Below are 24153 nucleotides of genomic sequence, written 5' to 3'. Positions count from 1 at the left end.
CGAGGAGCCGTGCCCGAGCGACGTGGCCTCAGTCGGCGACAAGCGCGACCGCTCCGCCGCGGGCGCCCATGCCGATGGCCTGGTCGCGCTGAAGGAGCTTGCCCTCGGTCTGCAGCGCGGGGGCGACCATCAGCTCGGCCCGGTTGAACTCGGCGATGTCCTGGTAGCCGCAGGTCGCCATCGAGGTGCGCAGGCCGCCCATGATGTTGAACGTGCCGTCGTTCTCACGCGCGGGGCCCTGGATGATCTCCTCCAGCGAGCCGTTCTGCGTCGTCTTCACGCGCGCGCCACGGGGGAGCGTCGGGTGGAACGTCGCCATGCCCCAGTGGAAGCCGTGGCCCGGCGCCTCGTAGGCGCGGGCGAGCGGCGAGCCGATCATCACGGCGTCGGCGCCGCAGGCGACGGCCTTCGCGACGTCGCCACCGGTGCGCATGCCGCCGTCGGCGATCACGCGGCAGTACTCGCCGGTCTCCAGCATGTGCTGGGAGCGGGCGGCGGCCACGTCGGCGATCGCCGTGGCCTGCGGGACGCCGATGCCGAGCACGCCGCGCGTGGTGCAGGCGGCGCCCGGGCCGACGCCGACGAGCACGCCCGCCGCGCCGGTGCGCATGAGGTGCAGGCCGGTCGAGTAGGAGGCGCAGCCGCCGAGGACGACCGGGATCGGCACCTCGCGGACGAACTCCTTCAGGTTCAGGGCGTGGCCCTGCGAGGAGACGTGCTCGGCCGAGATGACCGTGCCCTGGACGACCAGGATGTCCAGGCCGGCGTCAAGACACAGCTCGTAGTACTGCTCGACGCGCTGAGGAGTGAGCGAAGCGGCGGCGACGACGCCGTGCTCCTTGATCGCCTTGATGGAGCGGACGATCAGCTCTTCCTTGATCGGCTCCTGGTAGATCTCCTGCATCTCGCGCGTGGCTTCGTCCTTCGGAAGCCCGGCGATGCGCTCCAGGATGTCGTCGGCGTCCTCGTAGCGGGCCCAGATGCCCTCGAGGTTCAGGACGGCGAGACCGCCGAGCTTGCCGATGATGCCGGCGCTGTCGGGCGATACGACGCCGTCCATCGCGGACGCGAGCAGAGGAAGCTCGAAGCGGTACGGACCCAGCGTCCACGTGATGTCCACGTCGTCGGGGTCACGCGTCCTACGCGAAGGGACAATGGCGACGTCATCGAAGCCGTAGGCGCGACGCGCCTTCTTGCCTCGGCCGATCTCGATTTCCATGGCGAAATCCTAGGGTGGGGAGCGGACGTAGACCCCGGGCGGGTGCTCTTACGTTAGAGCGTCGTTATGAGTCGCCGACATCCGCTCTACGTCCACCTCTCCGAGGAGCCGCTGGACGCGGTCCGGATCCACGAGGCCGGCTCCCAGATGCTGGGTCGATTCGGCACCGCAGGCGACCGCGAAGGCGAGGGCCTCGTCGACCGGCTTGCTCTGGTAGCGGGCGGCCACGTAGCCGGCCAGGAAGGCGTCGCCGGAGCCGACGGTGGCGCGCGGCTCGATCGCTCCCCCACGCACGCGGACGCGGTAGATCTGCGGCTCGGCCTCGTGTGGCGGGTGCATGCGCGCGAAGCAGCCGTCCGGCAGCGTCATGAGCGCCTCACGGGCGCCCATGTCGCACACCTCCTTGACGGCGTACGTGCGGTCCTCGTCGTCGTTGAACTCGTGGCCGACGAGCTCCTCCGCCTCGAGCATGTTCGGCGAGACGACGTCCGGCTCGGCGCGCACGGCGCGGCGCAGCGGGTCGCCGTCGGTGTCGACCACGGTCGTGACGTTGAGCTTGCGCAGCTCGCGGATCAGGAAGGCGTAGATGTCCGTGTCGACCTCGCGCGGGAGCGAGCCGGCGAACACGCACAGGCTCGCGCCCTTGGCCAGGTACAGGAGCTTGTCGACGAACAGCTCGACCTCCTGCGGCGTGACCTTCGGGCCCTTCTCGTTGATCTCGGTCTGCTCGCCGGTCGTCGGGTCGATCACGGCGGTGTTCGTGCGCGACTCCTCGCCGATGCGGACGAAGTCGCTGAGCACGGACAGCTGCGTGAGCTGGTCGACGATGCGCGTGCCGGTCGCGCCGCCCGCGAGCCCCGTGGCGATCACGGGCGCGCCGAGGGTCTTGAGCACGCGGGCGACGTTGACGCCCTTGCCGCCCGGCATCGTGGTCTGCTCGACCGTCCGGTGGCGGCGGCCGAGCCGAAAGTTGGGCACCGACAGGGTCTTGTCGATGGCCGTGTTGAGCGTGACGGTGACGATCATGATGCGGCGCGGGCCTCGCGGCGAGACGGTCGCCGGCGGCTGGTTCGGGCGCGGCGGGTCACAAGCAGGACCGTAGCGACTAGGGCCGCTCCGATGCCGCCGATCACCCACGGGCGCGCCGCCCAGGTTTTGGCCTTTTGCGCTGGAGTGGGCGCGGGGACCGCGGATTTGGCCACCAGGGCGACCGTCGCCACGAGCGTGCCGTCCTGTCGCACCTCGACCCGACCAAGCCGTTGGCCGCTGCGGATCGGGCCCTCGACGACGTCCGGGGCGTCCACCGTCACCTTGACCTCGTCGCGCTTGCCACGCTCGATGATCCGGCGGACGGTGCGGTCGGGCGCGAGGTTGAGCGTCGCGCCCGGACGGTCGCGGATGTCCGCGGTGGCCAGCGTCTTGCCCTCGACCACCGCGCGGATGCGCTGGAACTTCGGGATCGCCCAGTTCAGCAGTGCCATCGTGTCGCTGTCGCGGGCCGCCTCGCTGGAGGTGCCGAGGACCGCGGAGATGAGCTGGATGCCGTTGCGGCTGCCCGAGCCGACGAGCACGTAGCCCGCGCCGCGCGTGTGGCCCGTCTTGACGCCGTTGACCCACGCGTAGCGGCTCACGAGCCGGTTGCGGTTGCGGAACGTGCGCGGGTGGCTGCCGGTCTTGAGCGTGCCGGACGGCGAGTCCACGATCTTGCTGAAGAACTTGTTCTCGCGCAGGACCGCCGCGAGCTTGACGAGGTCGTGGGCCGACGAGTAGTTGTTCTCGTCGTCGAGCCCGATCGGGTTCGCGAAGCGCGTGTTCTCGAGGTCCAACTGGCGTGCGCGGCGGTTCATCTGGCGCACGAACGCCTTCCGTGAGCCCGAGACGCCCTCGGCGAGCGTGACCGCGGCGTCGTTGCCCGACTCGAGCAGCAGGCCGCGCATGAGGTCTGAGACCTTCATCCGCTCGCCGGGCTGGAGCCCGATCTGCGACTCGATCGGCAGCGGGCGGTAGTCCGAGGCGGTGAACGTGTCGGAGAGCTTCGCGTTCTCGAGCGTGACGAGCGCGGTCATCAGCTTCGTCGTCGAGCCGATCGCGAGCCGCTTGTCCGCCTGGCGCTCGCAGGCGACGATGCCGGTCGAGACCTCGATCACGATCGCGGCCTGCGCGCCGACGCTGTCCGGGCAGGCACGGGCCTGCGCCTGGTTCGGGGTGAGGAGGAGCGTCGCTGCCGCAGCGAGCGCCGCCGCAGCGGGCCACTTCACTCTTCGAGCCTGATCTTCTGACCCGGCGAGAGCGCCCCCAGATCGAGGTCCTGGTTGAGCTCCGCCAGCGTCTCGAGGTCGATGCCGTTCGCCTCCGCGATGCCGGACGCGGTGTCGCCCGACTTGACCGTGTAGGTCTTGCGCTTCTTGGAGGTGGACGCCTCTTCCTTCTCCGGCGTCTCGGTCGCCGTCGGCGTCGCCTCCTGGCTCGTGCGGTTGCCCGAGTCCTCGCCCGCCGGCGGGTTCTCGCCGCTGAGGACGGAGTAGAGCGCGAAGGCGAACGCGATCAGCGCGATGGGCGCCAGAAAGCGCGCGGGGTTGCGGCCGACCATCGAGGTTCAGTCTAGAGGGACCACGCCTGCTCACGGAGGCGCTCCGCTTCGGCACGGGCCGCTTCCGCGGGGCTGCGGTTGCCGGTCTCGTGCGCATTGGCGATCGAGCGTGAGGCCGTCACGAGCCCTCCCGCCTTGCCGGGCGCGAAGGCGGGCGCGATCGCCGCGACGTCGCCGCCCTGAGCGCCGATGCCGGGCAGCAGGAACGGTGTGTTCGGCATGAGCTCTCGCAGCCGCGCCAGGTGCTCGGGTTCGGTCGCCCCGGTGACGGCGCCGATGTCCTTCAGGCCCGCCGGACCGGCCTGGCCGAGATCGTCGACGAGCCGCGCGAGGTGCTCCCACAGGCGCTCGCCGTTGTGCATGCGGGCGTCGAGGATGTCCGCCGCGCCCGTGTTCGAGGTGCGGACGAGCACGAACACGCCCGCCTGGTGCTCGCGCGCGGTCTGCACGAGCGGCTCGAGGCTGTCGCGGCCGAGCAGCGGGTTGGCCGTGAAGGCGTCGGCGCCGAGGCCGGCGACCGTGCCGAACGGCGACGGCGTGCTGGCGACCAGCGCCTGGCCATAGGCGGCGGCGGTGACGGGGACGTCCCCGCGTTTGCCGTCCGCGAGCACGAGCAGGCCCTGCTCGTGCGCATAAGTGGTGACGTGCTCCAGCGCGAGCCACCCCGGAGCGCCGAGGCGCTCGAAGCAGGCGAGCTGGGGTTTGACGGCGATCACGGCGGGCGCGACCGCGTCGATGAGCGCGCGGCAGTGCGCGAGCACGGCCGCGGCGGTCTCGAGGCGCGCGACGACGCCCGCGCTTGGCGGGGATTCGCCGGCTGCCTCTTCCGCGTCCGAGAAGGTGAGCGCGAGCCGAGCTCGCGCCTCACTCGCCCGGTCGATCGCGGCCGGCCACAACTTCGCCGGATCCGGATCGATGCCGAGCACGATCTGGGACTCACGTTCGGCGACGGCCTGAGACAGCCGGTCGCCGAACGTCGGACTGGGGCTCGGCCGGCCGTTACCCGAATGAGAAACGGTCATGGCAGATCAGGGCCCAGCCGGGCGCCGGCGTTAGCTCCGGCGCCCCTCGTGGTCGCGACTTACTTGACGGCCTTCTTGAGGCCCGAGCCGGCCGTGAAGCGCGGCACCCGGCTGGCGGAGATGGTCATCGTCTCGCCGGTGCGGGGGTTGCGACCTTCGCGCGCGCCGCGTTCAGCGACATGGAACTTGCCGAAGCCGGTGAAGTTGACTTCTTCGCCCGAACCGAGAGCGCTCTCGATGGAGCGAAGCACGGAATCGACCGCTGCGCCGGCGTCCTTCTTGCTCAGACCGGTGTCGGCCGCGACACGGTCGACGAACTCGTTCTTCGTCATGCGTCCTCCTGTAATTCCCCTGTGAGGGCTGGTGGAGGCCCGAAGCTAACAGTGCCTTCGGACGGGGTCGGCGCACCATAGCGAAAAAACCCGCAATTTGCGAAGATCCGACGGGGTTATTCGGACCGTGAAACGGCTCTGTGACGCCGAAAAGCGTCAGCGGACGCTGTCACGACCGCCTTCACAAGTGCCCCTTCCGGACGTTCGAACGGCGTTTCTTGAGCCTGCGCGCCGCCCAATCCGGAAAGCGCGGTCCGGATATCCCGGCGCATCACGGCGGGCAGCGCATGCGGTCCCGTGACGACCACGATCGCGTGCGTCGCGGTCCGCGCCGCGAACACCTCACCCGCCCGCAGCTCGCACGCGCGCGCGTGCGCCTCGAGCAAGGCCCGGGCCGGCGCGGCCAGCTCCAGGTCTCCCGCGAGCGGCTCGAGCGCCTCGTCGAGCACGATCCCGGCCCGAAAATCGGTGGACAGCTCACGGACGAACGCGAGCGCGATCGCGGGCGGAAGGCATGACGTCATCGGCGTCCGCGACAATAGGGCCTCGTGCCTCAGCTCAACCGCCTCGCCTGGATCGTCACCGTCGGCATCTGCGTGATCACCGCACTGATCATGCTCATCTCGGGATACACCGGCTACGCCGGCGTCACGCTCGCCGTCGCGGTCGCGGCGGTCATCAACTTGTTCTGAGCGCCACGCGCGAACGGCGCCGGCCGGAACGAGCTCTGGCCTCCGGCCTTTGGAACGCCATGCGTTCCCCCGTTCGCACGGCTCGGGCCGGCTTCGCGAGGGGGTGCCGCAACCGACCTCCGAGGGGTGGCGCCGGATTGCGGCACCCCCCGAATCCGTGTCACCGGCAGGGGGTGACGCATTCTCGTCACACCTGTCGTGACGAGAATGCCGCACCCCTCCCCCGCCCGACGCGCCGCGGGACCCGTCCCGACGGCGCGGCTCGTCCCGGCCGCGCGGCCCGTCCCGGCCGCGCGGCCCGTCCCGACGGCGCGGCCCCGCCCTTGCCCAGGCCGGCCGGGAGGGGTGCCGCGCGCAAGTTCCGCTCAGCGAAAGCTCAGAGCGGCGCCCCCTCGTCCATGCCGCCCAGGGGATGCCGCCGAACGAACGCGCTCGATCCCTCGTAGTCGCGAGCGGTGAACGCACGAGCGTTCACGCAGTCCGGGAACCGGACCTCACTGGCCCAAGAGCGCACCGGCCGCGCCGGGTCAAGAAATTCGTGACGACGGCCGCACAACTCGCCATCGCCGGCGCACGAGTTTCTTGACGCGGCGCCAGACGGGGTGCTCGCCGTTCGCGCGACTTCAGCCCTGCACGCGGCTCGGCCGTGCGCGCCGCCCCCGACAGCGCGCCCCAGGCCCGACCCGCGCCCGCTACGCCAGGCTCGCGAGCCAGGCCGACAACTCGCGCGCGGCCTTGCCCCGGTGCGAGATCTCGTCCTTCTGGTCGTCCGTGAGCTCGGCCATCGTGCGGTCCGGGAACTCGACCGGCACGAACAGCGGGTCGTAGCCGAACCCGCCGCCGCCCGCGGGCTCGTCGGCCAGCGTGCCCTCGCAACGGCCTTCGAAGAGCTGCTCGTCGCCTTCGGGCGTGACGTGCGCGATTACGCACACGTATCGCGCGCGGCTGCCGGCCGGCGCCTCGCGGTGGAGCTTCGCCAGGTTCTCACCGTCGCTCGCGTCGGGGCCGGCGAAGCGGGCGGTGTAGACGCCCGGACGCCAGTCGAGTGCCTCGGCCTCGATCCCGGAGTCGTCGGCGAACGCCGCCTTGCCCGTCGCCTGGGCCGCGCTGCGGGCCTTGATCAGCGCGTTCTCGGCGTAGGTCGTGCCGGTCTCCTCGGGCGTCGGCGCGCTGGCGGGCAGCGGCTCGATCGTCAGGCCGGGCAGCAGGCGCTCGAACTCGCGGACCTTGTGGTCGTTGCGGGTCGCCAGGACAAGGCTCATCGCAGCACGGCCTCCTGCGCCTCGCGCAGACCCTGGATGCCGGCCTCCGCGAGCGCCAGCAGCTCGTCCAGGTGCGCGCGGCTGAGCGGCGTGCGCTCGGCCGTGGCCTGCACCTCGACGAGGCCACCTTCGCCCGTCATGACCACGTTGGCGTCGACCTCCGCCGTGCTGTCCTCGGGGTAGTCCAGGTCCAGCATCGGCACGCCGTCCACCACGCCGCAGGACACCGCGGCGATCGTGCCGGTGAGCGGGGACTTCGTCAGCAGCCCTTCGGCCTGCAGCCGCTGGCACGCGAGCGCCAGGGCCACGAAGCCACCCGTGATCGACGCGCAACGCGTGCCGCCGTCGGCCTCGAGGACGTCGCAGTCCACGTAGATCGTGCGCTCGCCGAGCGCCTCGAGGTCCGCGACCCCGCGCAGGCTGCGACCGATCAGCCGCTGGATCTCCACGGTGCGTCCGTCGGCACGGCCCTTCGTGATGTCGCGCTGCTTGCGGTCGCCCGTCGACGCCGGGAGCATCCCGTACTCGGCCGTCATCCAGCCCCGGCCCTTGCCCACGAGCCAGCGCGGCACGGACTCCTGCACCGACGCCGTGCAGATCACGCGCGTCCCCCCGCAGGAGATGAGCGCGCTGCCCGTCGCCGTCCGCACGAAGCCGGGTTCGATGGTCACGGGACGGAGCTCGTTCGGCGCGCGGCCGCCACTTCTCTCGCGGGACATTCGTGCGCCTCCTCAGGTGCGGTTCAGGGCGCCGCGCTCGCGCGCGGACGTGGGGAACGGGACCACGCGGCCAGTCTGGCACGGCCCCCACCCGGATCTCCGTTCCCCGTGCCGCCACGACTAGCTGCCCGTCTTCGGTGCGTCCCCGACGCCGCCGATCGCGTCCTTGAGCTCGTTGACGATCGTGCTGGGGATATTGCCGGTGAGGCCCTTGCCGCCCGCCACGACCGCCGCCATGATCCCCGCAAGCAGCAGGATCAGCCCGACGTACTCGACCGTCCCCTGCCCGCGTTCCTGCGCCAGCCACGCGTGTGCGCGGCCCATCCACTCGTACATCTCACGACCTCCAAAAGGCTCTCCGGCCCGCCCTGTGCGGACCGTGCCGGAAGTCTCGGGGCGACCCCTGTGACGCCTCTACGCGCAATTGCAACGTTTCTGTGCCGTCTTCGTGAAAAAAGACGCGCCGATAGCGTTGCGGGCCGTGCGCGCCCTGATCGTGTCCAACATGTACCCCACCGCACAGCGTCCGGCGCTCGGTCCGTTCGTGCGCGATCAGGTCGAGGCGCTGCGCCGACGCGTCGACGTCGAGATCGAGCTGTTCGCGTTTGGCCCAGGCCCGCGCGCCCTCGTGAACGCGGCCCGGACGCTGCGCTCGCGCTACCGCGGGCAGCGCTTCGACATCGTGCACGCGCACTTCGGGCTCACGGCCTGGCCGGCGGTGCTCGCGCGGCTCGGCCCGGTGGTCGTGACGCTGCACGGCAACGACCTGCTGGTGCGCCGCTCGTATCTCGCCACGCGGGCGATCCTGCCGTTCACCGCGCTCACCGCCGCGGTGTCGCGTGACTTCAGCGCCAACCTGCCCGGCGCGGGCACGAAGCGCCGGGTCGCGGTGCTGCCCGTGGGCATCGACGTGCACCGCTTCCGCCCGATCCCGCGCGCGCAGGCCCGCGCGCGCTTGGGCCTTGCCCCGGATGGGCCGTACCTGCTGTTCCCGCACGACCCGTCGCGCCCACTCAAGCGCTACGACCGCGCGGTCGAGGCCGCGGGTGACGTGCCGCTGCTCACGCTCGGCGGCGTCCCGCCGGACGAGGTCCCGTACTGGATCAACGCCGCCAACGCCGTGCTGGTGCCGTCGCAGACCGAGGGGTTCGGGCTCGCGGTGATCGAGGCGCTCGCGTGCGGCGTGCCCGCGCTCGGAACGCCCGTGGGCATCCATCCGGTCGTGCTCGAGGGCATCGACGGCGCGTACTGCGGGCCGTGGGATCCGGATGCCTGGCGCGCCGCGCTCGCCCCGCACCTGGCCGCGGCGGACCCGCGGGTCGACGGCCGGGCGCGCGCCGAGCTCTTCTCCGCCGACGCGATGGCCGCGCGCGTGGTCGAGGCGTGGCGTGACCTGCTGGCGGAGCACAAGGCCTGAGCAATGCTTACGTTGAACTTAGTCGTGGCGGCGGACCTCGACCCTATACTCGACCGCTCGGAGTCCCCCGCGGCTCCCGACGACCCATGAGCGGCCTATTTCGACGCTTGTCCAGCCGACGCCCCGAGGGTCCCGAAGGCACCGATCCACAGACGGCCGCCGAACCGGGAACCGTGGACGCGCAGGCCACCACGCCCGCCGATGAGCAGGGCCGTCCGTCCCTGCTCACGGACCCCGCCGCCCAACCGGGTGCCGACGATCCGCCCACGGGCTACCTCCCCGAGGGAAGCGGCGCCGCGTCCGAGGGACAGCCCGCGCAGACGCCACATACCGCTGGACCGGCGGACGCGACCCAGGTGATCCCCGGATCGGGCGGCCTCGTCTCCGGGGACCCGCTGTCGTCGCCCGCGCCGAGCGCCGCGGCCACGCCGCAGCAGCACGGTGCCCCGCAGGACCACGCCAGCGCGCCCGAGTACGGCGCCGGGCAGCCGCAGCCGCAGCCGGACGCCCCGCACGGCCACCCCGTCCCCGCACAGCCGCAGCCGCAGCCGGACGGCTACCCCGGCCCCGAGCACGGCGCCGCACAGCCGCAGCCGGACGGCTACCCCGGCACCGAGTACGGCGCCGCACAGCCGCAGCCAGACGCCCACGGCTACCCCGGCCCCGAATACGGCGCCGGGCAGCCCCAGCCGGGCGCGCCGTACGGCTACCCCGGGCCCGAGTACGGTGCTGGGCAGCCCCAGCCGGGCGCTCCGTATGGCTACCCCGGCCCCGACCAGGGCGCCGCGCCGCACCAAGCGCAAGCCCCATACGGGTATCCCGGTCCCGCGCCCGAGTACGGCGCCGCGCAGCACCAGCCGGAAGCGCCGTACGGGTATCCCGGGTACGGCGCCCCGCAGCCGCAGCCCGGCGCTCCGTACGGGTATCCCGGGCCCGCCCCCGACTACGCCGCCGGACCGCACCAGCCGGGCTACGCCGGCTACGACCCGCAGGCCCAGCCGGACGCCCCGTACGGCTATCCCGCGCCTGGCATGCCGCAGGGCGTCGCTCCTGGCTACGCCGCGCCGGCCCCCGGATATCAGCCGCCCCCGCCGATCGCGGACCTCCCCGCGGGGTTGGACCCGGACGAGCTCAACGCGTCGATGCCGACGAGTGCCCGTCGCGGCAAGCTCCGCCGTCGCGCCGCGTTCCTGCGCGCCGCGCGCGAGGTACTGCTGCGCGACCTCGGCGGCTTCGTCTACGAGCTGCACCGAACTGCGCACGACATGGAGCACGAGGCGCACCGTCGCCTCCGGGAGACCAAGCTCATCCGCCTCGCACGCGTCGACGCCGAGCTGCACGAGATCGAGGTGCGCCTGGACGACGTCCGCCGCCAGGTGCTCGTGCGCGAACCCGGCATCGGCGGCGATTGCCCCCAGTGCGGCGAGCTCTTCAGCAGCTGGGCCGAGTTCTGCTCCCACTGCGGTCTTCCGCTCACGGAAGCCGCCCGCCGAACCGCCGCCCGCGCCGCGGAGCCGCAGCCGGCCCCTGTCGCCCCGGACCCCGTGGTCGGGCCCGCGATCCCCATCGTGTCGCCGATCGAGCAGCCCACCCAGGAGCTCTCACCGCTGGACCCGGACCACCCGTCCGCCGGCGGCGCCGACTTCCAGTGGCCGAGCCGCACAACTGACGCCGTCGCGACGTCGCACGCCGACACCGCACCGGGCGAGACCCCGGCGAACGGCGTCGCGCAGCCCGACGCGCCGGCGGAGACCGCTCACACCGACGCCGTAGGCAACGAGGCACCCGCGCCCGACGCCCGGGCCGACTCCGCGCACGCCGACGCGCCGAGCAGCGAGACCGACGCGGCCGGTGAGCCGGGACTCCCCGACGCCCCGAGCGGCGAGGTCGCGGCCGAGCCCGCGCACGCCGAGGCGCCGAGCGGCGAGGCGCCCGCGGAGTACGCGCATGGCGATGCGCCGAGCGGCGAGGTGCCCGCGCCCGACGCACAGGCCGAGCCCGGGGACGCCCCGAGTGGCGAGGCGGCCGCGGACGCCCCTGCGGAGTTCGCGCACACCGACGCCCCGAGCAGCGAGGCGCCGATCGAGCCCGTGCACGCGGACGAGACCTCCGCGGCCGACGCGCCGGACGCCGAAGTGCCGACCGACGCCGACGTCACCGCGGGGCCCGCCGACGAGACGACGCCGGGGGCTGACGAGGCCGCCCCGGCCACGCCCGGCGACGCCACCGCCCGGCCCGCCGACGAGACGACGCCAGAAGCTGACGAGGCCGCCGCGGCCACGCCCGGCGACGCCACCGCCGGGCCCGCCGACGAGACGACGCCAGAAGCTGACGAGGCCGCCGCGGCCACGCCCGGCGACGTCACCGACGGGCCTGCCGTCACGAGCGCCGACGAGACGACATCGGTCGCTGCGGGCGACGCGGACACGGCGCCGGGCGAGGACGGTCCGGCCGACGAGCGCGTCGCGAACGTGAGCGAAGCTTCGGAGGGCGAGGCCGCCGGGAACGAGTCGGGCGAAGCCGCCGGCGAGCCTGCCGCGGACGCCGGGGAGCCGGGCGACGCACCTACCGGTGCCGACGGCACGTCCGCGCAGACGGATGCGCAAAGCTCCGATGACGACGATTCGACGCGCAATGGATCTATCTTCAGTCCTGTGGAGCGACGCCCGTGAGCACGATGGAGACCCCGCCGCCACCTGACGCGATGGTCCCCCCGCCCGGTCCGCCCGACCGGCGGTGTCCGCGCTGCGGGAGCACGCTCGCGCCCGATCAGGAGTGGTGCCTGGCGTGCGGTGCCGCGGCCGGGACCGAAGTGGTCGAAGCGCGGGGTTGGCGGGTGCCGATCTATCTGGGCGGTGGCCTGGTCGCGCTCGCGATTCTCGGCGTGATCCTGGCGATCGCCGCGATGTCGGACCGTGAGGAGACGGCGGCGACGCCGACGCCCACGCCTTCGGCCGGTGTGCCGCCGCAGGAGACGCCGTCCGCGTTGCCGACGATCACGGCGGTGCCCACGGAGACCGTCGACCCGAGCCTGACGCCGACGCCCGACCCGGCTGACCCGAACGCGACGACCACGCCCGAGGAACCGACCGCCGAGCCGACCGCGGAACCGACGGCCGAGGCGACCGAAGACCCGACGACGACGGGTGGCTTCAGCGGCAACGACGGCGACTGGACGATCATCCTCGCGTCGGAGGACTCCCAGTCGGCCGCGGACAAGGTCGCCGAGGAGGCCGCGGGCAAGAGCATCACGGCCGAAGTGCTCAACTCCGACGACTACAGCACGCTCAACGGCGGCTTCTGGGTCGTCTACTCAGGTGCGTACGCCACCAAGAAGGAAGCGCAGGACGCGTTGGGCGCGGTCAAGGCCGAGTACTCGGACGCGTACGTCAAGAAGATCCAGGCCTAAGCCCCGGCCACCACGGGGCGAGGCGAACCGCACCCTCCCGCGCGAGCGGATGCACGGCGACCTCGCCCACGTCCGGAGCGACGCCGTCGACCAGCACCGGCATCACCGCCGCCATCGAGCGCGACAACGCGCCCAGGTCGTAGCCGCCCTCGAGCACCACGCCCAGCGGCGCACCCACGCCGTCGGCAGCGGCACGCAAGGAAGCGGCCATCCCCGCGAAGCCCGCCTCGGTCACGCGGCAGGTCGCGAGCGGATCGTCGCGGTGCGCGTCGAACCCAGCTGAGATCAGCACGAGCTGCGGCTCCCACTGCCGGATCAACCCGCACGCCACGTGCTCGACCAGTGAGCGGTACGCCGCGTCGCCGCTCCCGCTCGGCACCGGCAGGTTCACGGTGAAGCCCTCCCCCGCGCCGGACCCGAGATCCGACGCCGGACCCGTCCCGGGATACAGCGGCCACTCGTGCACGGACACGAACAGGACGTCGGAATCCGCGTGGAAGATGTCGTTGGTGCCGTTGCCGTGGTGGACGTCCCAGTCGACGATCATCACCCGCTCGAGCCCGTGCGCGTCCGTCGCCCGGCGCGCCGCGACCGCGACGTTGCCGAAGAAGCAGAACCCCATCGCGCGCGCCGCCTCCGCGTGATGCCCAGGCGGACGCAGCGCGCTCACGCCGACGTCCGCCTCGCCACCCAACAGGGCGTCGACGAGCTGCACCGCGCCACCCGCGGCCCGCAGCGCCGCCCCGAACGTGCCCGGCACCGCGTAGGTGTCGTGGTCGATCGGCCCGCCGCCGCCGGAGCACAGCGCCTCGATCAACGCCACGTGCTCCTCCGGGTGCACCGCGTGCAGCGACGCGCGCGAGGCCTCCACCGCCTGGACACGCGCCGCCCCGAACCAGCCGTGCGCGCTCATCTCGGCCTCCAGTGCGCGAATTCGCGCCGGCCGCTCGGGGTGGCGCGGCACGTCGTGGGCCATGAAGTCGTCGTCGCGCACCCAGATCGCGCGCCGGGAAGTCTCCTCCATCGCCCACACCGTAATAGGCTGCTGCCGCGTGCGATCCGACCTCGTCGTCGTCGGCGCCGGCGCGGCCGGGCTGTTCGCGGCCCTGACCGCGGCCCGCGCGGGCGCTCGCGTGACCCTCGTCAGCGCCCGCCCACTCGCGGAGACCGCCTCCTACTGGGCGCAGGGCGGCGCGGCCGCGGCGCTCGCCGTGGACGACTCACCCGCCATCCACCTCGAGGACACGCTCGAAGCCGGCCGCGGCCTCACCAAGCGCTCCGCCGCCGAGGTGCTCACGAACGAAGCCGCCGCGCGCGTGCGCGAGCTGCAGGACCTGGGCTGCCAGTTCGACGCCGACCGCCACGGTGACCTCGCGCTCGGCCTGGAAGGCGGCCACCGTCGCCGGCGCATCATCCACGCCGGCGGCAGCGCGACCGGCCGACGGATCCTGCGCACGCTGTCCGCCGCGGCCGCCGAGCACCGCAACATCACGATCCTCGAAGGCGAACGGGTCGCCGGCCTGCTCGAAGGCGGCGGCGTGCTCCTCCGCGACGACCACCGCCAGATCCAGGCCCGCGCGACCATCCTCGCCACCGGCGGCGCCGCCGCGCTGTGGTCACGGACCACGAACCCGCCCGGCTCGTTCGGCTCGGGCCTCATCCTCGGCCGGGCCGCGGGCGCGCAGCTCGCCGACCTGGAGTTCACGCAGTTCCATCCCACCGCGGTGGTCGGCCTGCCCGGCCGCGAGGGCTTCCTGATCTCCGAGGCCGTCCGCGGGGAGGGCGCCACGCTCCACGACGCCGACGGCGAGCGCTTCGTGGACGAGCTCAAGCCACGCGATCACGTCGCCCGCTCGATCTTCAACCTGCCCGGTCAGAAGGCCGAGCTGGACATGACGATGGTCGATCCGAAGCGCTTCCCGAACATCGTCGAGGCGCTTCAGCAGGCCGGACTGGACCCGACGCGGCAGCGCATCCCCGTCGCCCCCGCGAGCCACTACGTGATGGGCGGCATCGTCACCGACCTCGACGGCCGCGCGACCGGCGCCCCGCGCCTGTACGCCGTCGGCGAGTGCGCCTGCACCGGCCTGCACGGCGCGAACCGGCTCGCGTCGAACTCGCTCAGCGAGTGCTTCGTCTTCGGCCGCCGCGCCGCGCTGGCCGCGCTCGACGATCCCGAGCCCACCGACGGCCCGACGATCACCGCGGACGTCAGCGCCCCCAGCCGCGAGACCCGCACCAACGTCTGGCTCCTGGCCGGGCTGGAGCGCACGCAGGCCAACCTCGAGCGCCTGAACGAGGACCCGTACCCGCTCGCCCGGCTCGTCGCCGCGAGCGCGCTGCACCGCCACGAGACGCGCGGGGCGCACGGCCGCGCCGAGTACCCGGACACGGACCCGGCGCTCGACGATCACCACACGATCATCGACCCGGACACGGAGACCCCGCGCCTGGAGGCATGGACGGCCTCCTGATCGACTGGGGCGGCGTGCTGACGACGAGCGTGCTGGCCGCGTTCGACGCCTTCAGCGTCCGCCAGGGCTGGCCCGAGCACGCGCTCCGCAGCGCGTTCCGCGACGGCCCGGCGCGCACGCATCTCGTCGAGCTCGAGGAAGGAACGATCGAGCTGCCCGAGTTCGAGCGCCGCCTCGCCACGACCCTGGACCTCGCCCCCGAAGGTCTCGCGCAGCGCCTGCTCGCGGACGTCCGACCGGACACGGAGATGCGCGCCGCGGTCCGGCGCTACCACGACGCCGGCATCCGCACCGCGCTCGTCTCGAACTCGTGGAACGCCGACGACTACGACGCCGAGCTGCGCGCGATGTTCGACGCCGTGATCCTCTCGCAGACCCTCGGAACGCGGAAACCGGCGCGTTCGATCTACGAATGTGCCCTGGACCGGCTGGGCCTCCCTGCGGCCCGATGCGTGTTCGTCGACGATCTAGGCGGGAACTTGAAGCCCGCCAAGCAGCTCGGAATGACCACGATCAAACACGAGCGAACAGCGGACACGATCCGAGCATTGGACGAAGTTCTGCTCCCCGGACGCTCTTAACGCGAAGTCAACAAAGTCGACGTTTGGAGTCTTCGTATCAGCGGCAAACACCCATCCACCGGGCCACGGAGGGGACCGCCGCCGCAAGGGCAGTCCCGGGGAGACAGCGATGTACCACTTCAGCCGTTCCATCTATCGAGAGCTTGCTTCCGACATCGTCGAGGAGCACGACGGCGACACGACGAATCATGAGCGCGTGCTGCGCTCGTGTGAGACGTGCGTCGAACGCCTTGCCACGGACTGGCATTACTTCGCCAAGCCGACCAAGACGCTCTTCAACGACATCCGGATCTACTTCCCGATGTCCGCGCAGCTGCGCGTCTACAAGGTCTGCGACCGCTACATGTGCTTCGCACGCGAGTACTTCGCGTCGAACCCGGTCGCCGAGCGGCTCGAATGCCGCGCCACCACGCGCCGCGGGACCCCGTGCCAGCGCACGCCGCTGCCGCACAACGGGTACTGCCCGTCGCACCAGCACCTCGCCGAGACCGAGGACGTCGCCCTCCAGGCCGCATAGCCGCGGCCTCCGGCGCTAGCGTCCACGCCCGATGCTCCTGGGCGTGGACGTGGGCGGGACCTTCACCGACGCCGTCTTGGCGGTCGACGGCCGACTGTGGACGGCCAAGGCGCCGACCACGCCCGAGGACCAGTCCGAGGGCGTGCTCAACGCCGTCCGGGCGGTGCTGGAACGAGCGAACGAGGACGCGCAAGGCGTCCAGGAGTTCGCCCACGGCACCACGGCGGCGACGAACGCGCTGCTCGAGGGCGAGGGCGCGAAGACTGTGTTCGTGGCGACGAAGGGCTTCGAGGACATCATCGAGCTCGCGCGCCAGGCCCGAGCCGACCTGTACCGCCTCTGCAAGGCCCGTCCGGCCCCGCTGGTGCCACCGGAGCTCCGGGTCGGCGCCACGGAGCGGATGACGCCCGACGGCCCGGAGACGGCGCTGGACGTCGACGCCGCCGTCCAGGCGATCCTCGCCCTCGAGCCTGAGTCGGTCGCGGTCTGCCTCCTGCACGCCTATCGGCACCCCGAGCACGAGCAGCAGCTCGGAGCGGCGCTCGAAGCCCACGACGTCCACGTCTCTCTGAGCCACCAGGTCGTCGGCACCTTCCGCGAGTACGAGCGCGCGGCGACGACCGAGCTCGACGCGGCGCTCTCCCCTCTGCTCGCCGCCTACCTGCGCAACCTCACCACGCGGGCGCAGGAGGCCGGGCTGCCGGAGCCGAGCGTGATGCAGTCCAGCGGCGGCCTCGCCAGCCTCGAGCAGGCCGCCGACCACGCGGTGCTGACCGTGCTCTCCGGGCCGGCCGGCGGCGCGGCGGGGGCAGCGTGGGCCGCGCAGGCCGCGGGCGAGCCCGACACGCTGTGCTTCGACATGGGCGGCACGAGCTGCGACGTCTGCGTCGTGCTCGACGGCGAGGTCCGCGAGGCGAGCGGGCGCGAGGTCGGCGGGCGGCCGGTCGCGCTGCCGATGCTGGACATCCACACCGTCGGCGCCGGCGGCGGCTCGATCGCCTGGCGGGACGCGGGTGGAGCGCTCCGGGTCGGCCCGCGCAGCGCCGGCGCGCGCCCTGGCCCCGCCGCGTACGGGCACGGCGGCGAGGAGCCCACCGTCACCGATGCGAACCTGCTGCTCGGGCTGCTCGGCGGGATCGCGGGCGGCATCGAGCTGGATCGCGAAGCGGCCGAGCGCGCCGTCGACACGCTTGCCGAGCAGCTCGACCTCAGCCGGCAGGAGACCGCCGAAGGGATCATCAAGGTCGCCAACGCCGAGATGGTCCGCGCCCTGCGGGTGATGACGGTCGAGCGCGGCGTCGATCCGCGCTCGCTCGCGCTGATGGCCTTCGGCGGAGCGGGAGGCCTGCACGCGGCCGCGATCGCCGAGGAGCTCGGCATCACGAAGATCCTCTGCCCGCGCGCGTCGGGCGTGCTCGCCGCGCTCGGCCTCGTCGTCTCCGAGCGCCGCCGGGACGCCCAGCGCTCCGTGCTGCTCAAAGCCGGCGAGCTGACGACCGAGGCGGACGAGCTCACAGAGCGCGCACGTGCCGAGCTGGGCGATCCCGAGGCCGACGTGCGCGTCGTCGCCGAGCTGCGCTACCGCGGTCAGGCGTTCGAGCTCAGCGTGCCGCTCTCCGACCATCTGGAGGAGGATTTCCACGCCGCCCACGAGGACGCGTACGGCTACCGTGACCCTGAAGCTGAGGTTGAGCTCGTGACGTTGCGGGCCACTGCGACGACGCCCGGGCCGGAGATCGACCCCGACGCGGTCGGTCGCGCCGCGGAAGGCGCGGAACGCGGCACGCGCACCACGCTCTACGGCGAGACGACGATCATCAAGGGCGAGCCGGAGCCGGGCGAGCGCATCGAAGGGCCGGCCGTGATCGAGCTGCGCGAGTCCACGCTCGCCGTTCCCCCCGGCTGGTCCGGCGAGGTCCTGCCCAGCGGCACCGTGAGGATCGAATGGACCCGGTGACGCTGCGCGTCGCGTCCGGTGCCCTCCGCGCCACCTGCGAGGAGATGGGCGCCGTGCTCATCCGCGCGAGCCACAGCGCGAACATCAAGGAGCGCCGCGACGCCTCGTGCGCGCTGTTCGACCCGTACGGCGAGCTCGTGATGCAGGCCGAGCACATCCCGGTGCACCTGGGCGCGATGCCCGCCGCCGTCGCCGCCGTCGCGGAGCACGACCACGAGCCAAGCGTGAGCTGGGTCCTCAACGACCCCTACTCCGGCGGTACGCACCTGCCGGACATCACGGTGATCACGCCGGCGTTCGCCGACGGCACCCTCATCGGGTTCGCCGCCAACCGCGCGCACCACGCCGACGTCGGCGGCCCCACCCCCGGCTCGATGCCCGCCGACTCGAAGACGCTCGCCGACGAGGGCGTGGTGATCGAGCCGCAGCGCCTGGACGAGGACGCGATCGAGCGGCTCGCCTCCCAGATGCGCCAGCCCGCGCAACGCCGGGCCGACCTGCGCGCGCAGCTCGCCGCGAACCGCACGGGGGTCGCGCGCCTGGAGGAGCTGCACGACCGGATGCCGCTGGCCGAGGCGATGGCGGCGACGATCGACTACGCGGAGCGACGCACCCGCGCGGCGATCGAGGCCCTCGACGACGGCGAGTACACGGCCACCGACGTGCTAGAAGCGGCCGACGAGGATCTCCAGCTCCAGCTCAAGGCGACGATCGCCGGCGACGCGCTGCACCTGGACTTCACCGGCTCCGCCGACCAGCACGAGGGCAACCTCAACTGCCCGCTGGCGGTCACGGTCTCCGCCTGCTGGTTCGCGGTGCGCGTGCTCACCGACCCCGACATCCCGCCCTCCAGCGGCGCGATGCGGCCCGTGACGGTCACCGCACCGAAGGGCAGCCTCCTCAACGCCAACCCGCCCGCGGCCGTCGTCGCCGGCAACGTGGAGACGTCCTCGCGGGTCGCAGACCTGGTCCTGAAGGCGTTCGGGTACGCCCTCGGCCAGGGCACGATGAACAACCTCACGCTCGGCAACGACGACTTCACCTACTACGAGACGCTCGGCGGCGGCCAGGGCGCGTGCGCGGACGCCGACGGCCCGAGCGGCGTGCACGTGGCGATGTCGAACACGCTGAACACGCCGGTCGAGGCGCTGGAGCTGGAGTTCCCGCTCAAGGTCGTCGAGTACGCGATCCGTCGCGACTCCGGCGGTAAGGGAGCGCACCGTGGCGGCGACGGGATCGTGCGCGAGGTCGAGGCGCTCGCGGCGATGGACTACTCGCTGCTGACCGAGCGCCGCCGGCACGCGCCGCCGGGCGCCAATGGTGGTGAGCCGGGCGCGAAGGGCAGGAACCTGATCGACGGCGAGGAGCAGCCGGCCAAGGCGCGCGGCACGCTCCAGCCGGGACAACGACTACGGATCGAGACACCGGGAGGAGGCGGCTATGGCTGAGAAGGTGGGGTTCATCGGGCTCGGGATCATGGGCTCGCTGCAGGCCATGAACCTGGCCAAGGCGGGCGTCGAGCTGACCGTGTTCAACCGCACGCGGGAGAAGGCGGAGGCGTGGGCGGCCGAGCACGGCGGGACCGTGGTCGACTCGCCCAAGGCGGTCGCGGAGGTCTCCGACGTCGTGATCACGATGGTCGTCGACGGCGACCAGGTCACGGACATGATCGATCAGGCGCTCGAGGGCGCCAAGCCGGGCACGCTGTTCGTCGATATGTCGACGATCGCGCCGGGCACGGCGCGTGAGCTGGCCGAGCGCTGCCACGCCGAGGGCCACGCGTTCGTCGACGCGCCGGTCACGGGCTCATCCCCCAAGGCCCGCACGGGCACGCTGACGATCATGGTCGGGGGTGCGCCGGACGACATCGAGCGCGCCCGCCCACTGTTCGAGATCATGGGCGAGAAGATCGTCCTGTGCGGGGAGGCCGGGCAGGGCCAGGCCGTGAAGGTGATCACCCAGGCGATCACCGCGGTCAACTGCGCGACGCTCGCCCAAGGCCTCGTGCTGGCGCGTCAGGCGGGGGTGAACGTCGACGCGCTGCTGGAGACGATGGACGGCGGTTCGAGCGATTCGACGATGCGCGCGCTGAAAGGCAAGCCGATGCTCGAGCACGACTTCACGCCGCTGTTCAAGCTCGCGCACATGCTCAAAGACGTGCAGCTGTGCCTCGCCGAGGCCCGCACCGCCGGTGGCGCGTTCCCGTTCGCGGGGCTCGCCGCGGAGCTCTACGGCGCCGGCATCGGGAAGGGTCTGGGCGACCAGGACTTCGCCGCCGTGCTCGAGGTGATCGAAGGCCTCACCGGTGCACGTTTGTAACAACTTGGCGCGTTCGCGCTCTATGCCAGAAAATGGACATTTCCGCGAAAAACTGTGAATTTGCAGCGAGGTTTTGAGATTTCGTGGCCTTGTGCATAGTATGTGACGCCTTACGGGAGGTTTCCCCGTCACAGCTTCGGGCAGGGTCGTGGCGCACGCTCGCTGTGCAGGGAACCCGTAGGTCTTACAACCCTCTTTTCAACCAGGTTTATGCCGATCGCTTTCAAGGAATGGGCCGTCACCGTGCGCGCTCTCGCCGAGGGTGAGCAACTGCTCACCTTGCGCAAGGGCGGCATTCGCGAGGCGGGCAAGCACTTTGCCCTCGAGCACGACCGGTTCTTCCTGTACCCGACGTTCGATCACCAGCGCAACGATCTGGTGCGTGAGTCCCATCAGCCCGAGTTGCGACGCGCCCTGGAAGAGGGCGTGTGGCCCGAGGGCGAGCCGCCCGCCCGGGCGCTGACGATGGACGGTGGCATCCCCCAGCCCGACCGCGTGCGGATCAGGGCCTGGGCCGAGGTCGCCGGGGCGTGGACGGTCACCGACCGCCGCGCGCTGGACGGTCTGACGCCGTTCCACGTCTGGACGTCCGACTACGCCGAGAAGCGCCTGGCGTGGAAGCGCCGCCATCCGCTCCATGTCCTGCTGCTGCGCACGTACCGCATTCCGCGGCCCGTCACCGTGCGCGTCCGCGACGACTACGGCGGATGCCGCTCGTGGCTGGAGATCACGCGTGACCTCCCGTTCGAGGGCACGCCCGTGCTCTCCGACGAGGAGTTCGACCGGGTCTCGCAGGAGATCGCGGGCATCGCCGAGGCCAACGGCGCCCCGGCGTACGCGTAGGACTTCTGCGCCTGATCTGACCGTAGGACGGGCATGCGCCGCATGCTCGTCCTTGTCGCCGTGGCCCTGGCGGGCTGCGGCGAAGTCGCGGCGGAGCCACCGCCCGCCGCGCCCTCCGGGTTGCTCTTCCTCGCCGGGCGTGACCCTGGCACGCTGACCCGCGTCGACGCCGCCACCCGCACGGTCACCACGCGCCGGAAGCTGCGCCAACTCGGGGGCGGTGATCCGCCGAACTTCGTGCACTTCACCGGTCGGCGGCTCGTGACGTTCGCGCTCGGGCGCGCGACCTCGTTCGCGCCCGACCTGAGCGACCCGCGCGACCTTGGCGAGTCCTGGTTCTTCGTGCCGTCGGCCACGCCCGGACGGGTCTGGAACCTCCTCCTGCGCCGTGGCGGCCCCGCGACCCAGGTGTACTTCCGCGGCGTGCGCGAGGTCGGCGTGGACGGCACGCCGACGTTCGCCCGGCGCTGGAACGTGCCCGGCTGGCCGGTCGGCGCCGTCGACGACGGCCTCGTGCTCTCGCGCCATCGCCTCGAGGTGTGGGACCCGGGGACCCGGCGGCGCGTGCGGCGGCTTCCGGGGCGGTTCCTGGTCGGCCTGCACCGCTCGGTCGTCGCGTCGTGCAATGAGCCCTGCGAGCGGTTGTACCTGGACGAGCGCGCCGTCCCTGGACGGTTCGCGCCGCGGCGCGGCGCCTTCTCCCCGGCGGGCACGCTCCTCGCGCTGCCGACGCCGGGACGCCGGATCGCCGTGGTCGACGTCGTGACAGGCGTCACGCACCACGTCCCCGGAGCGCGCGTGGACGCCGGCTATCCGCTGCTGGCGTGGGCCTCGAGCGGCTGGCTGTTCTGGAACGCCGGGCACGGCCGGCTCGGCGCCTGGCGCCCCGGCGAGCCCGCTCGTGACCTCGGCGTGGAGGTCGGCGCGTTCGTGGACATCACGGCGAGCTAGCGTCTATGCCCAGATGGCCTGGGTGGATACGCCCTCCGAGACGTTCGTGGCGCGCCACGACGCGCGCGACACGGCGGACGCGGAGCGCGTCCTGTCGCAGCTCGAGCACGCCCGCACGCGGCTCGAGGACCGCTTCCAGACCGGCCTGGGCGAGCTGGAGGTCGTGCTGCACTCCTCGATCGCCCAGCTCGACGCCGCGCAGCCCTGGATCCCGCTCGCCCGGCGGCTGACCGCGCCGGCCGCGCGCCGCTACGTCGTCGGCTGGGCGGGAACGCGCGAGCTGCACGTGCTCGCCCCGCGGCTGCTCGCCCACCGCGCGTCCAACGTCGAGGGCTCGCTCGAGATGCTGATGCTCTCCCCGTCGGCCCTGCTCGCGCGCCGCTACGTCGCCGCCAACCACCCGAAGCTGCCGCCGCCGGCCACGCCGGGCCGGATCGCGCGCTGGTCACGCTGGGCGTGGCTCGTGGAAGGCGCGGCGCAGTGGCTGAGCGGCCAGACGCGCCACGTGCGACCCGCGGTCGCGCGGCGGCTGCGCGAAGGCCCGAGCCCGAGCTTCCCGCCCGCCCGCACCGACGCGATGCTGCTCGGCGGCACGATCTTCGACCTGCTCTCGCGCGAGGAGGGCGACCGCGCGTGCGTCACGCTCGCCCGCGGCCCGCACCCGGACGGTCCGGTGCGGGCGCTGGAGGTCGCGTTCCCGCGTTCGCTGCGCCACACCGAGGAGGCGTGGCGGTCGCACTTGGGTCGTCTACGTGAAGGGGAGCAGGACGCTGCTCGCGAAGGCGGCGAGCGCGCACACCGACATCGTCACCGCTAGCGCGCGCACCCACGCCGGGTGGCGCTGGGGCGGCAGCGGCTGATGGTCCTCGCGGCGGTCGCCGAGGATCTGGCGCGCGGCCTCTTCCGCCGACGCGGCGACGGCGATGTCGCGCGGGCCGGCGGCGAGGAAGTCGGGCACGTCGAAGCCGCCGGTGCGGCGCACGAGCGACGGGACGCCTTCCTCGAGCAGCAGGTTCTGGATCATCTCCGCCTCCGCCTGGTGGCGGGCGGTGGCGACGCGCACCAGCGGGCCGTCGGTGTAGCCCGGCCGGATCTTGCGGGCGCGGCGCTCGAACTCGGACATCTGGTGGTTGACGAAGGTGAGGGGCACGCCGCAGTCGGCGCAGAAGCGCTCGTGCGGCTCGTGCGCGGCATCGCACACGGGGCACACGAGCAGCCAGATCACTCGGTCACCAGGAGCCCGACCTGCTGGACGTCGTTGCCGACGATCGACCACAGGCGCAGATCGTCCTCGTCGCTCTTGACGCCGACGATCAGGTAGAGGGTGCCCGGGAACGCGGGCTGGTCGCTGTCGCCCAGGCGGGCGAGGTTGATGTCCGTCTGGGACGGGACCGGGTCCGAGCGGGTGTGCGAGTGGTAGATCGCGCCGAGGTCCAGGCCCGCGTCGTCGATCGCCTCCTGGAGCTTGTACTGCTCCATCGGGTCCATCACGTACTTCAACGCGCTGTTGGCGGCGTTGCGCGCGCGGTGGACGGACACGACCTCGCCGTCGCGCGTGGCGATGAGCCCGCAGCATTCCTTCGGCGCTTCCGCGCGCGCGTGCTCGACGATGTCGTCGAGGAGCTGTCGCGAGATGCGCAGAGCTACTTCGCCCGGGTCAGGGGCGTTTCGAACTCGTCGTCGTCCTCGTCGCGCCGGGTGGCGCCGCTGATCGAGTCGCGGAACTCCTTCATCCCACGGCCGAGCGCACGACCGGCGTCGGGCAGACGCTTCGGCCCGAGCACGATGAGCGCGATCACGAGGACGATGGCGATCTCGCCGATCCCGATGTTTCCTGCGAACGGCATAC

The 24153-nt window shown here is 72.5% G+C and carries 27 protein-coding genes; 13 read left to right on the top strand and 14 right to left on the bottom strand.

Annotation, left to right across the window (positions count from 1 at the left end; all coding sequences use genetic code 11):
* Positions 1 to 28: 28 nt before the first annotated feature.
* From OJ997_RS08240 to OJ997_RS08210, 7 genes are all read right to left on the bottom strand, one after another.
* The gene (locus tag OJ997_RS08240) at positions 29 to 1219 is read right to left on the bottom strand and encodes a GuaB3 family IMP dehydrogenase-related protein (protein WP_270024594.1); all 1191 of its coding nucleotides are present in this window, start codon (positions 1217 to 1219) and stop codon (positions 29 to 31) included.
* 48 nt (positions 1220 to 1267) lie between these two features.
* Positions 1268 to 2245, bottom strand: a complete 978-nt coding sequence (locus tag OJ997_RS08235) for a 1-phosphofructokinase family hexose kinase (protein WP_270024593.1) — start codon at positions 2243 to 2245, stop codon at positions 1268 to 1270.
* Positions 2242 to 3477, bottom strand: coding sequence for a D-alanyl-D-alanine carboxypeptidase family protein (locus OJ997_RS37435; protein WP_270024592.1), 1236 nt, complete (start codon positions 3475 to 3477; stop codon positions 2242 to 2244). The genes OJ997_RS08235 and OJ997_RS37435 overlap by 4 nt, the downstream gene beginning before the upstream one ends.
* Positions 3474 to 3809: a LysM peptidoglycan-binding domain-containing protein gene (locus OJ997_RS08225; protein WP_270024591.1), complete on the bottom strand. Its 336-nt coding sequence runs from the start codon at positions 3807 to 3809 to the stop codon at positions 3474 to 3476. Before OJ997_RS08225 ends, OJ997_RS37435 begins: the two co-directional genes overlap by 4 nt.
* 11 nt (positions 3810 to 3820) lie before the next feature.
* A complete protein-coding gene (gene pyrF / locus OJ997_RS08220; protein WP_270024590.1) occupies positions 3821 to 4831 on the bottom strand; it encodes an orotidine-5'-phosphate decarboxylase in 1011 nt (336 codons plus the stop codon).
* Positions 4832 to 4890: 59 nt separating this feature from the next.
* Entirely contained in the window at positions 4891 to 5163 is a 273-nt protein-coding gene (locus OJ997_RS08215; protein ID WP_121252744.1) for an HU family DNA-binding protein, read from the bottom strand.
* A 116-nt stretch (positions 5164 to 5279) separates the two neighbouring features.
* Positions 5280 to 5687, bottom strand: a complete 408-nt coding sequence (locus OJ997_RS08210; protein WP_270024589.1) for a hypothetical protein — start codon at positions 5685 to 5687, stop codon at positions 5280 to 5282.
* 24 nt (positions 5688 to 5711) lie between these two features.
* On the opposite strand from OJ997_RS08210, the gene OJ997_RS08205 reads away from it, so the two are divergent.
* A complete protein-coding gene (locus OJ997_RS08205) occupies positions 5712 to 5855 on the top strand; it encodes a hypothetical protein (protein WP_270024588.1) in 144 nt (47 codons plus the stop codon).
* 692 nt (positions 5856 to 6547) lie between these two features.
* On the opposite strand, the gene rdgB is transcribed toward OJ997_RS08205, so the two are convergent.
* The 3 genes from rdgB to OJ997_RS08190 all read right to left on the bottom strand — a co-directional run bounded on the left by rdgB (position 6548) and on the right by OJ997_RS08190 (position 8172).
* Positions 6548 to 7117 carry an RdgB/HAM1 family non-canonical purine NTP pyrophosphatase gene (gene rdgB / locus OJ997_RS08200; RefSeq protein ID WP_270024587.1) on the bottom strand — a complete coding sequence of 190 codons (570 nt, stop codon included), beginning with the start codon at positions 7115 to 7117 and terminating at the stop codon, positions 6548 to 6550.
* Positions 7114 to 7836, bottom strand: a complete 723-nt coding sequence (rph, locus tag OJ997_RS08195) for a ribonuclease PH (protein ID WP_272599505.1) — start codon at positions 7834 to 7836, stop codon at positions 7114 to 7116. The genes rdgB and rph overlap by 4 nt, the downstream gene beginning before the upstream one ends.
* Positions 7837 to 7956: 120 nt before the next feature.
* Positions 7957 to 8172: a Flp family type IVb pilin gene (locus OJ997_RS08190; protein ID WP_270024585.1), complete on the bottom strand. Its 216-nt coding sequence runs from the start codon at positions 8170 to 8172 to the stop codon at positions 7957 to 7959.
* 145 nt (positions 8173 to 8317) lie between these two features.
* Between OJ997_RS08190 and OJ997_RS08185 the strand changes: the two genes are divergently transcribed.
* The 3 genes from OJ997_RS08185 (at position 8318) to OJ997_RS08175 (ending at position 12662) form a co-directional block, all read left to right on the top strand.
* Positions 8318 to 9253, top strand: a complete 936-nt coding sequence (locus tag OJ997_RS08185; protein WP_270024584.1) for a glycosyltransferase — start codon at positions 8318 to 8320, stop codon at positions 9251 to 9253.
* A gap of 173 nt (positions 9254 to 9426) precedes the next feature.
* Positions 9427 to 11925: a hypothetical protein gene (locus OJ997_RS08180; protein ID WP_270024583.1), complete on the top strand. Its 2499-nt coding sequence runs from the start codon at positions 9427 to 9429 to the stop codon at positions 11923 to 11925.
* 164 nt (positions 11926 to 12089) lie between these two features.
* The gene (locus OJ997_RS08175; protein WP_270024582.1) at positions 12090 to 12662 is read left to right on the top strand and encodes an SPOR domain-containing protein; all 573 of its coding nucleotides are present in this window, start codon (positions 12090 to 12092) and stop codon (positions 12660 to 12662) included.
* Here OJ997_RS08175 and OJ997_RS08170 read toward each other — a convergent pair.
* Positions 12643 to 13686, bottom strand: a complete 1044-nt coding sequence (locus OJ997_RS08170) for a histone deacetylase family protein (protein WP_270024581.1) — start codon at positions 13684 to 13686, stop codon at positions 12643 to 12645. The genes OJ997_RS08175 and OJ997_RS08170 overlap by 20 nt on opposite strands.
* Positions 13687 to 13714: 28 nt before the next feature.
* Between OJ997_RS08170 and OJ997_RS08165 the strand changes: the two genes are divergently transcribed.
* The 9 genes from OJ997_RS08165 to OJ997_RS08125 all read left to right on the top strand — a co-directional run bounded on the left by OJ997_RS08165 (position 13715) and on the right by OJ997_RS08125 (position 23121).
* Positions 13715 to 15136: an L-aspartate oxidase gene (locus OJ997_RS08165; protein ID WP_270024580.1), complete on the top strand. Its 1422-nt coding sequence runs from the start codon at positions 13715 to 13717 to the stop codon at positions 15134 to 15136.
* Positions 15121 to 15717 carry an HAD family hydrolase gene (locus OJ997_RS08160; protein ID WP_270024579.1) on the top strand — a complete coding sequence of 199 codons (597 nt, stop codon included), beginning with the start codon at positions 15121 to 15123 and terminating at the stop codon, positions 15715 to 15717. Before OJ997_RS08165 ends, OJ997_RS08160 begins: the two co-directional genes overlap by 16 nt.
* Positions 15718 to 15826: 109 nt before the next feature.
* On the top strand, positions 15827 to 16234 hold the full coding sequence (locus tag OJ997_RS08155) for a hypothetical protein (protein ID WP_270024578.1): 408 nt from the start codon (positions 15827 to 15829) through the stop codon (positions 16232 to 16234).
* A gap of 31 nt (positions 16235 to 16265) precedes the next feature.
* Positions 16266 to 18191 carry a hydantoinase/oxoprolinase family protein gene (locus tag OJ997_RS08150; protein ID WP_270024577.1) on the top strand — a complete coding sequence of 642 codons (1926 nt, stop codon included), beginning with the start codon at positions 16266 to 16268 and terminating at the stop codon, positions 18189 to 18191.
* Positions 18179 to 19639, top strand: a complete 1461-nt coding sequence (locus OJ997_RS08145) for a hydantoinase B/oxoprolinase family protein (RefSeq protein WP_270024575.1) — start codon at positions 18179 to 18181, stop codon at positions 19637 to 19639. Before OJ997_RS08150 ends, OJ997_RS08145 begins: the two co-directional genes overlap by 13 nt.
* Complete coding sequence (locus tag OJ997_RS08140) at positions 19632 to 20510, top strand: NAD(P)-dependent oxidoreductase (protein WP_270024574.1); 879 nt, start codon at positions 19632 to 19634, stop codon at positions 20508 to 20510. Before OJ997_RS08145 ends, OJ997_RS08140 begins: the two co-directional genes overlap by 8 nt.
* A gap of 210 nt (positions 20511 to 20720) precedes the next feature.
* The gene (locus OJ997_RS08135; protein ID WP_270024573.1) at positions 20721 to 21353 is read left to right on the top strand and encodes a DUF1802 family protein; all 633 of its coding nucleotides are present in this window, start codon (positions 20721 to 20723) and stop codon (positions 21351 to 21353) included.
* 33 nt (positions 21354 to 21386) lie between these two features.
* Entirely contained in the window at positions 21387 to 22304 is a 918-nt protein-coding gene (locus OJ997_RS08130; RefSeq protein ID WP_270024572.1) for a hypothetical protein, read from the top strand.
* A gap of 13 nt (positions 22305 to 22317) precedes the next feature.
* Complete coding sequence (locus OJ997_RS08125; RefSeq protein ID WP_270024571.1) at positions 22318 to 23121, top strand: hypothetical protein; 804 nt, start codon at positions 22318 to 22320, stop codon at positions 23119 to 23121.
* On the opposite strand, the gene OJ997_RS08120 is transcribed toward OJ997_RS08125, so the two are convergent.
* Genes OJ997_RS08120 through OJ997_RS08110 form a run of 3 tightly spaced genes read right to left on the bottom strand, consistent with a single transcriptional unit; the run spans position 23053 to position 24151 of the window.
* Positions 23053 to 23529 carry a putative signal transducing protein gene (locus OJ997_RS08120; protein ID WP_270024570.1) on the bottom strand — a complete coding sequence of 159 codons (477 nt, stop codon included), beginning with the start codon at positions 23527 to 23529 and terminating at the stop codon, positions 23053 to 23055. The two genes, OJ997_RS08125 and OJ997_RS08120, sit on opposite strands and share 69 nt — an antisense overlap.
* The gene (locus tag OJ997_RS08115) at positions 23526 to 23939 is read right to left on the bottom strand and encodes a M67 family metallopeptidase (RefSeq protein WP_270024653.1); all 414 of its coding nucleotides are present in this window, start codon (positions 23937 to 23939) and stop codon (positions 23526 to 23528) included. The genes OJ997_RS08120 and OJ997_RS08115 overlap by 4 nt, the downstream gene beginning before the upstream one ends.
* An 8-nt stretch (positions 23940 to 23947) precedes the next feature.
* Positions 23948 to 24151 (bottom strand): Sec-independent protein translocase subunit TatA/TatB, encoded by a 204-nt coding sequence (locus tag OJ997_RS08110; protein WP_270024569.1) that lies wholly within the window; start codon positions 24149 to 24151, stop codon positions 23948 to 23950.
* Positions 24152 to 24153: the final 2 nt, after the last annotated feature.

This window comes from Solirubrobacter phytolaccae, assembly GCF_027587195.1.
GTDB lineage: Bacteria > Actinomycetota > Thermoleophilia > Solirubrobacterales > Solirubrobacteraceae > Solirubrobacter > Solirubrobacter phytolaccae.
The sequence above is the reverse complement of the archived record's forward strand: the minus strand, read 5'-3'. Positions and strand labels throughout refer to the sequence as shown.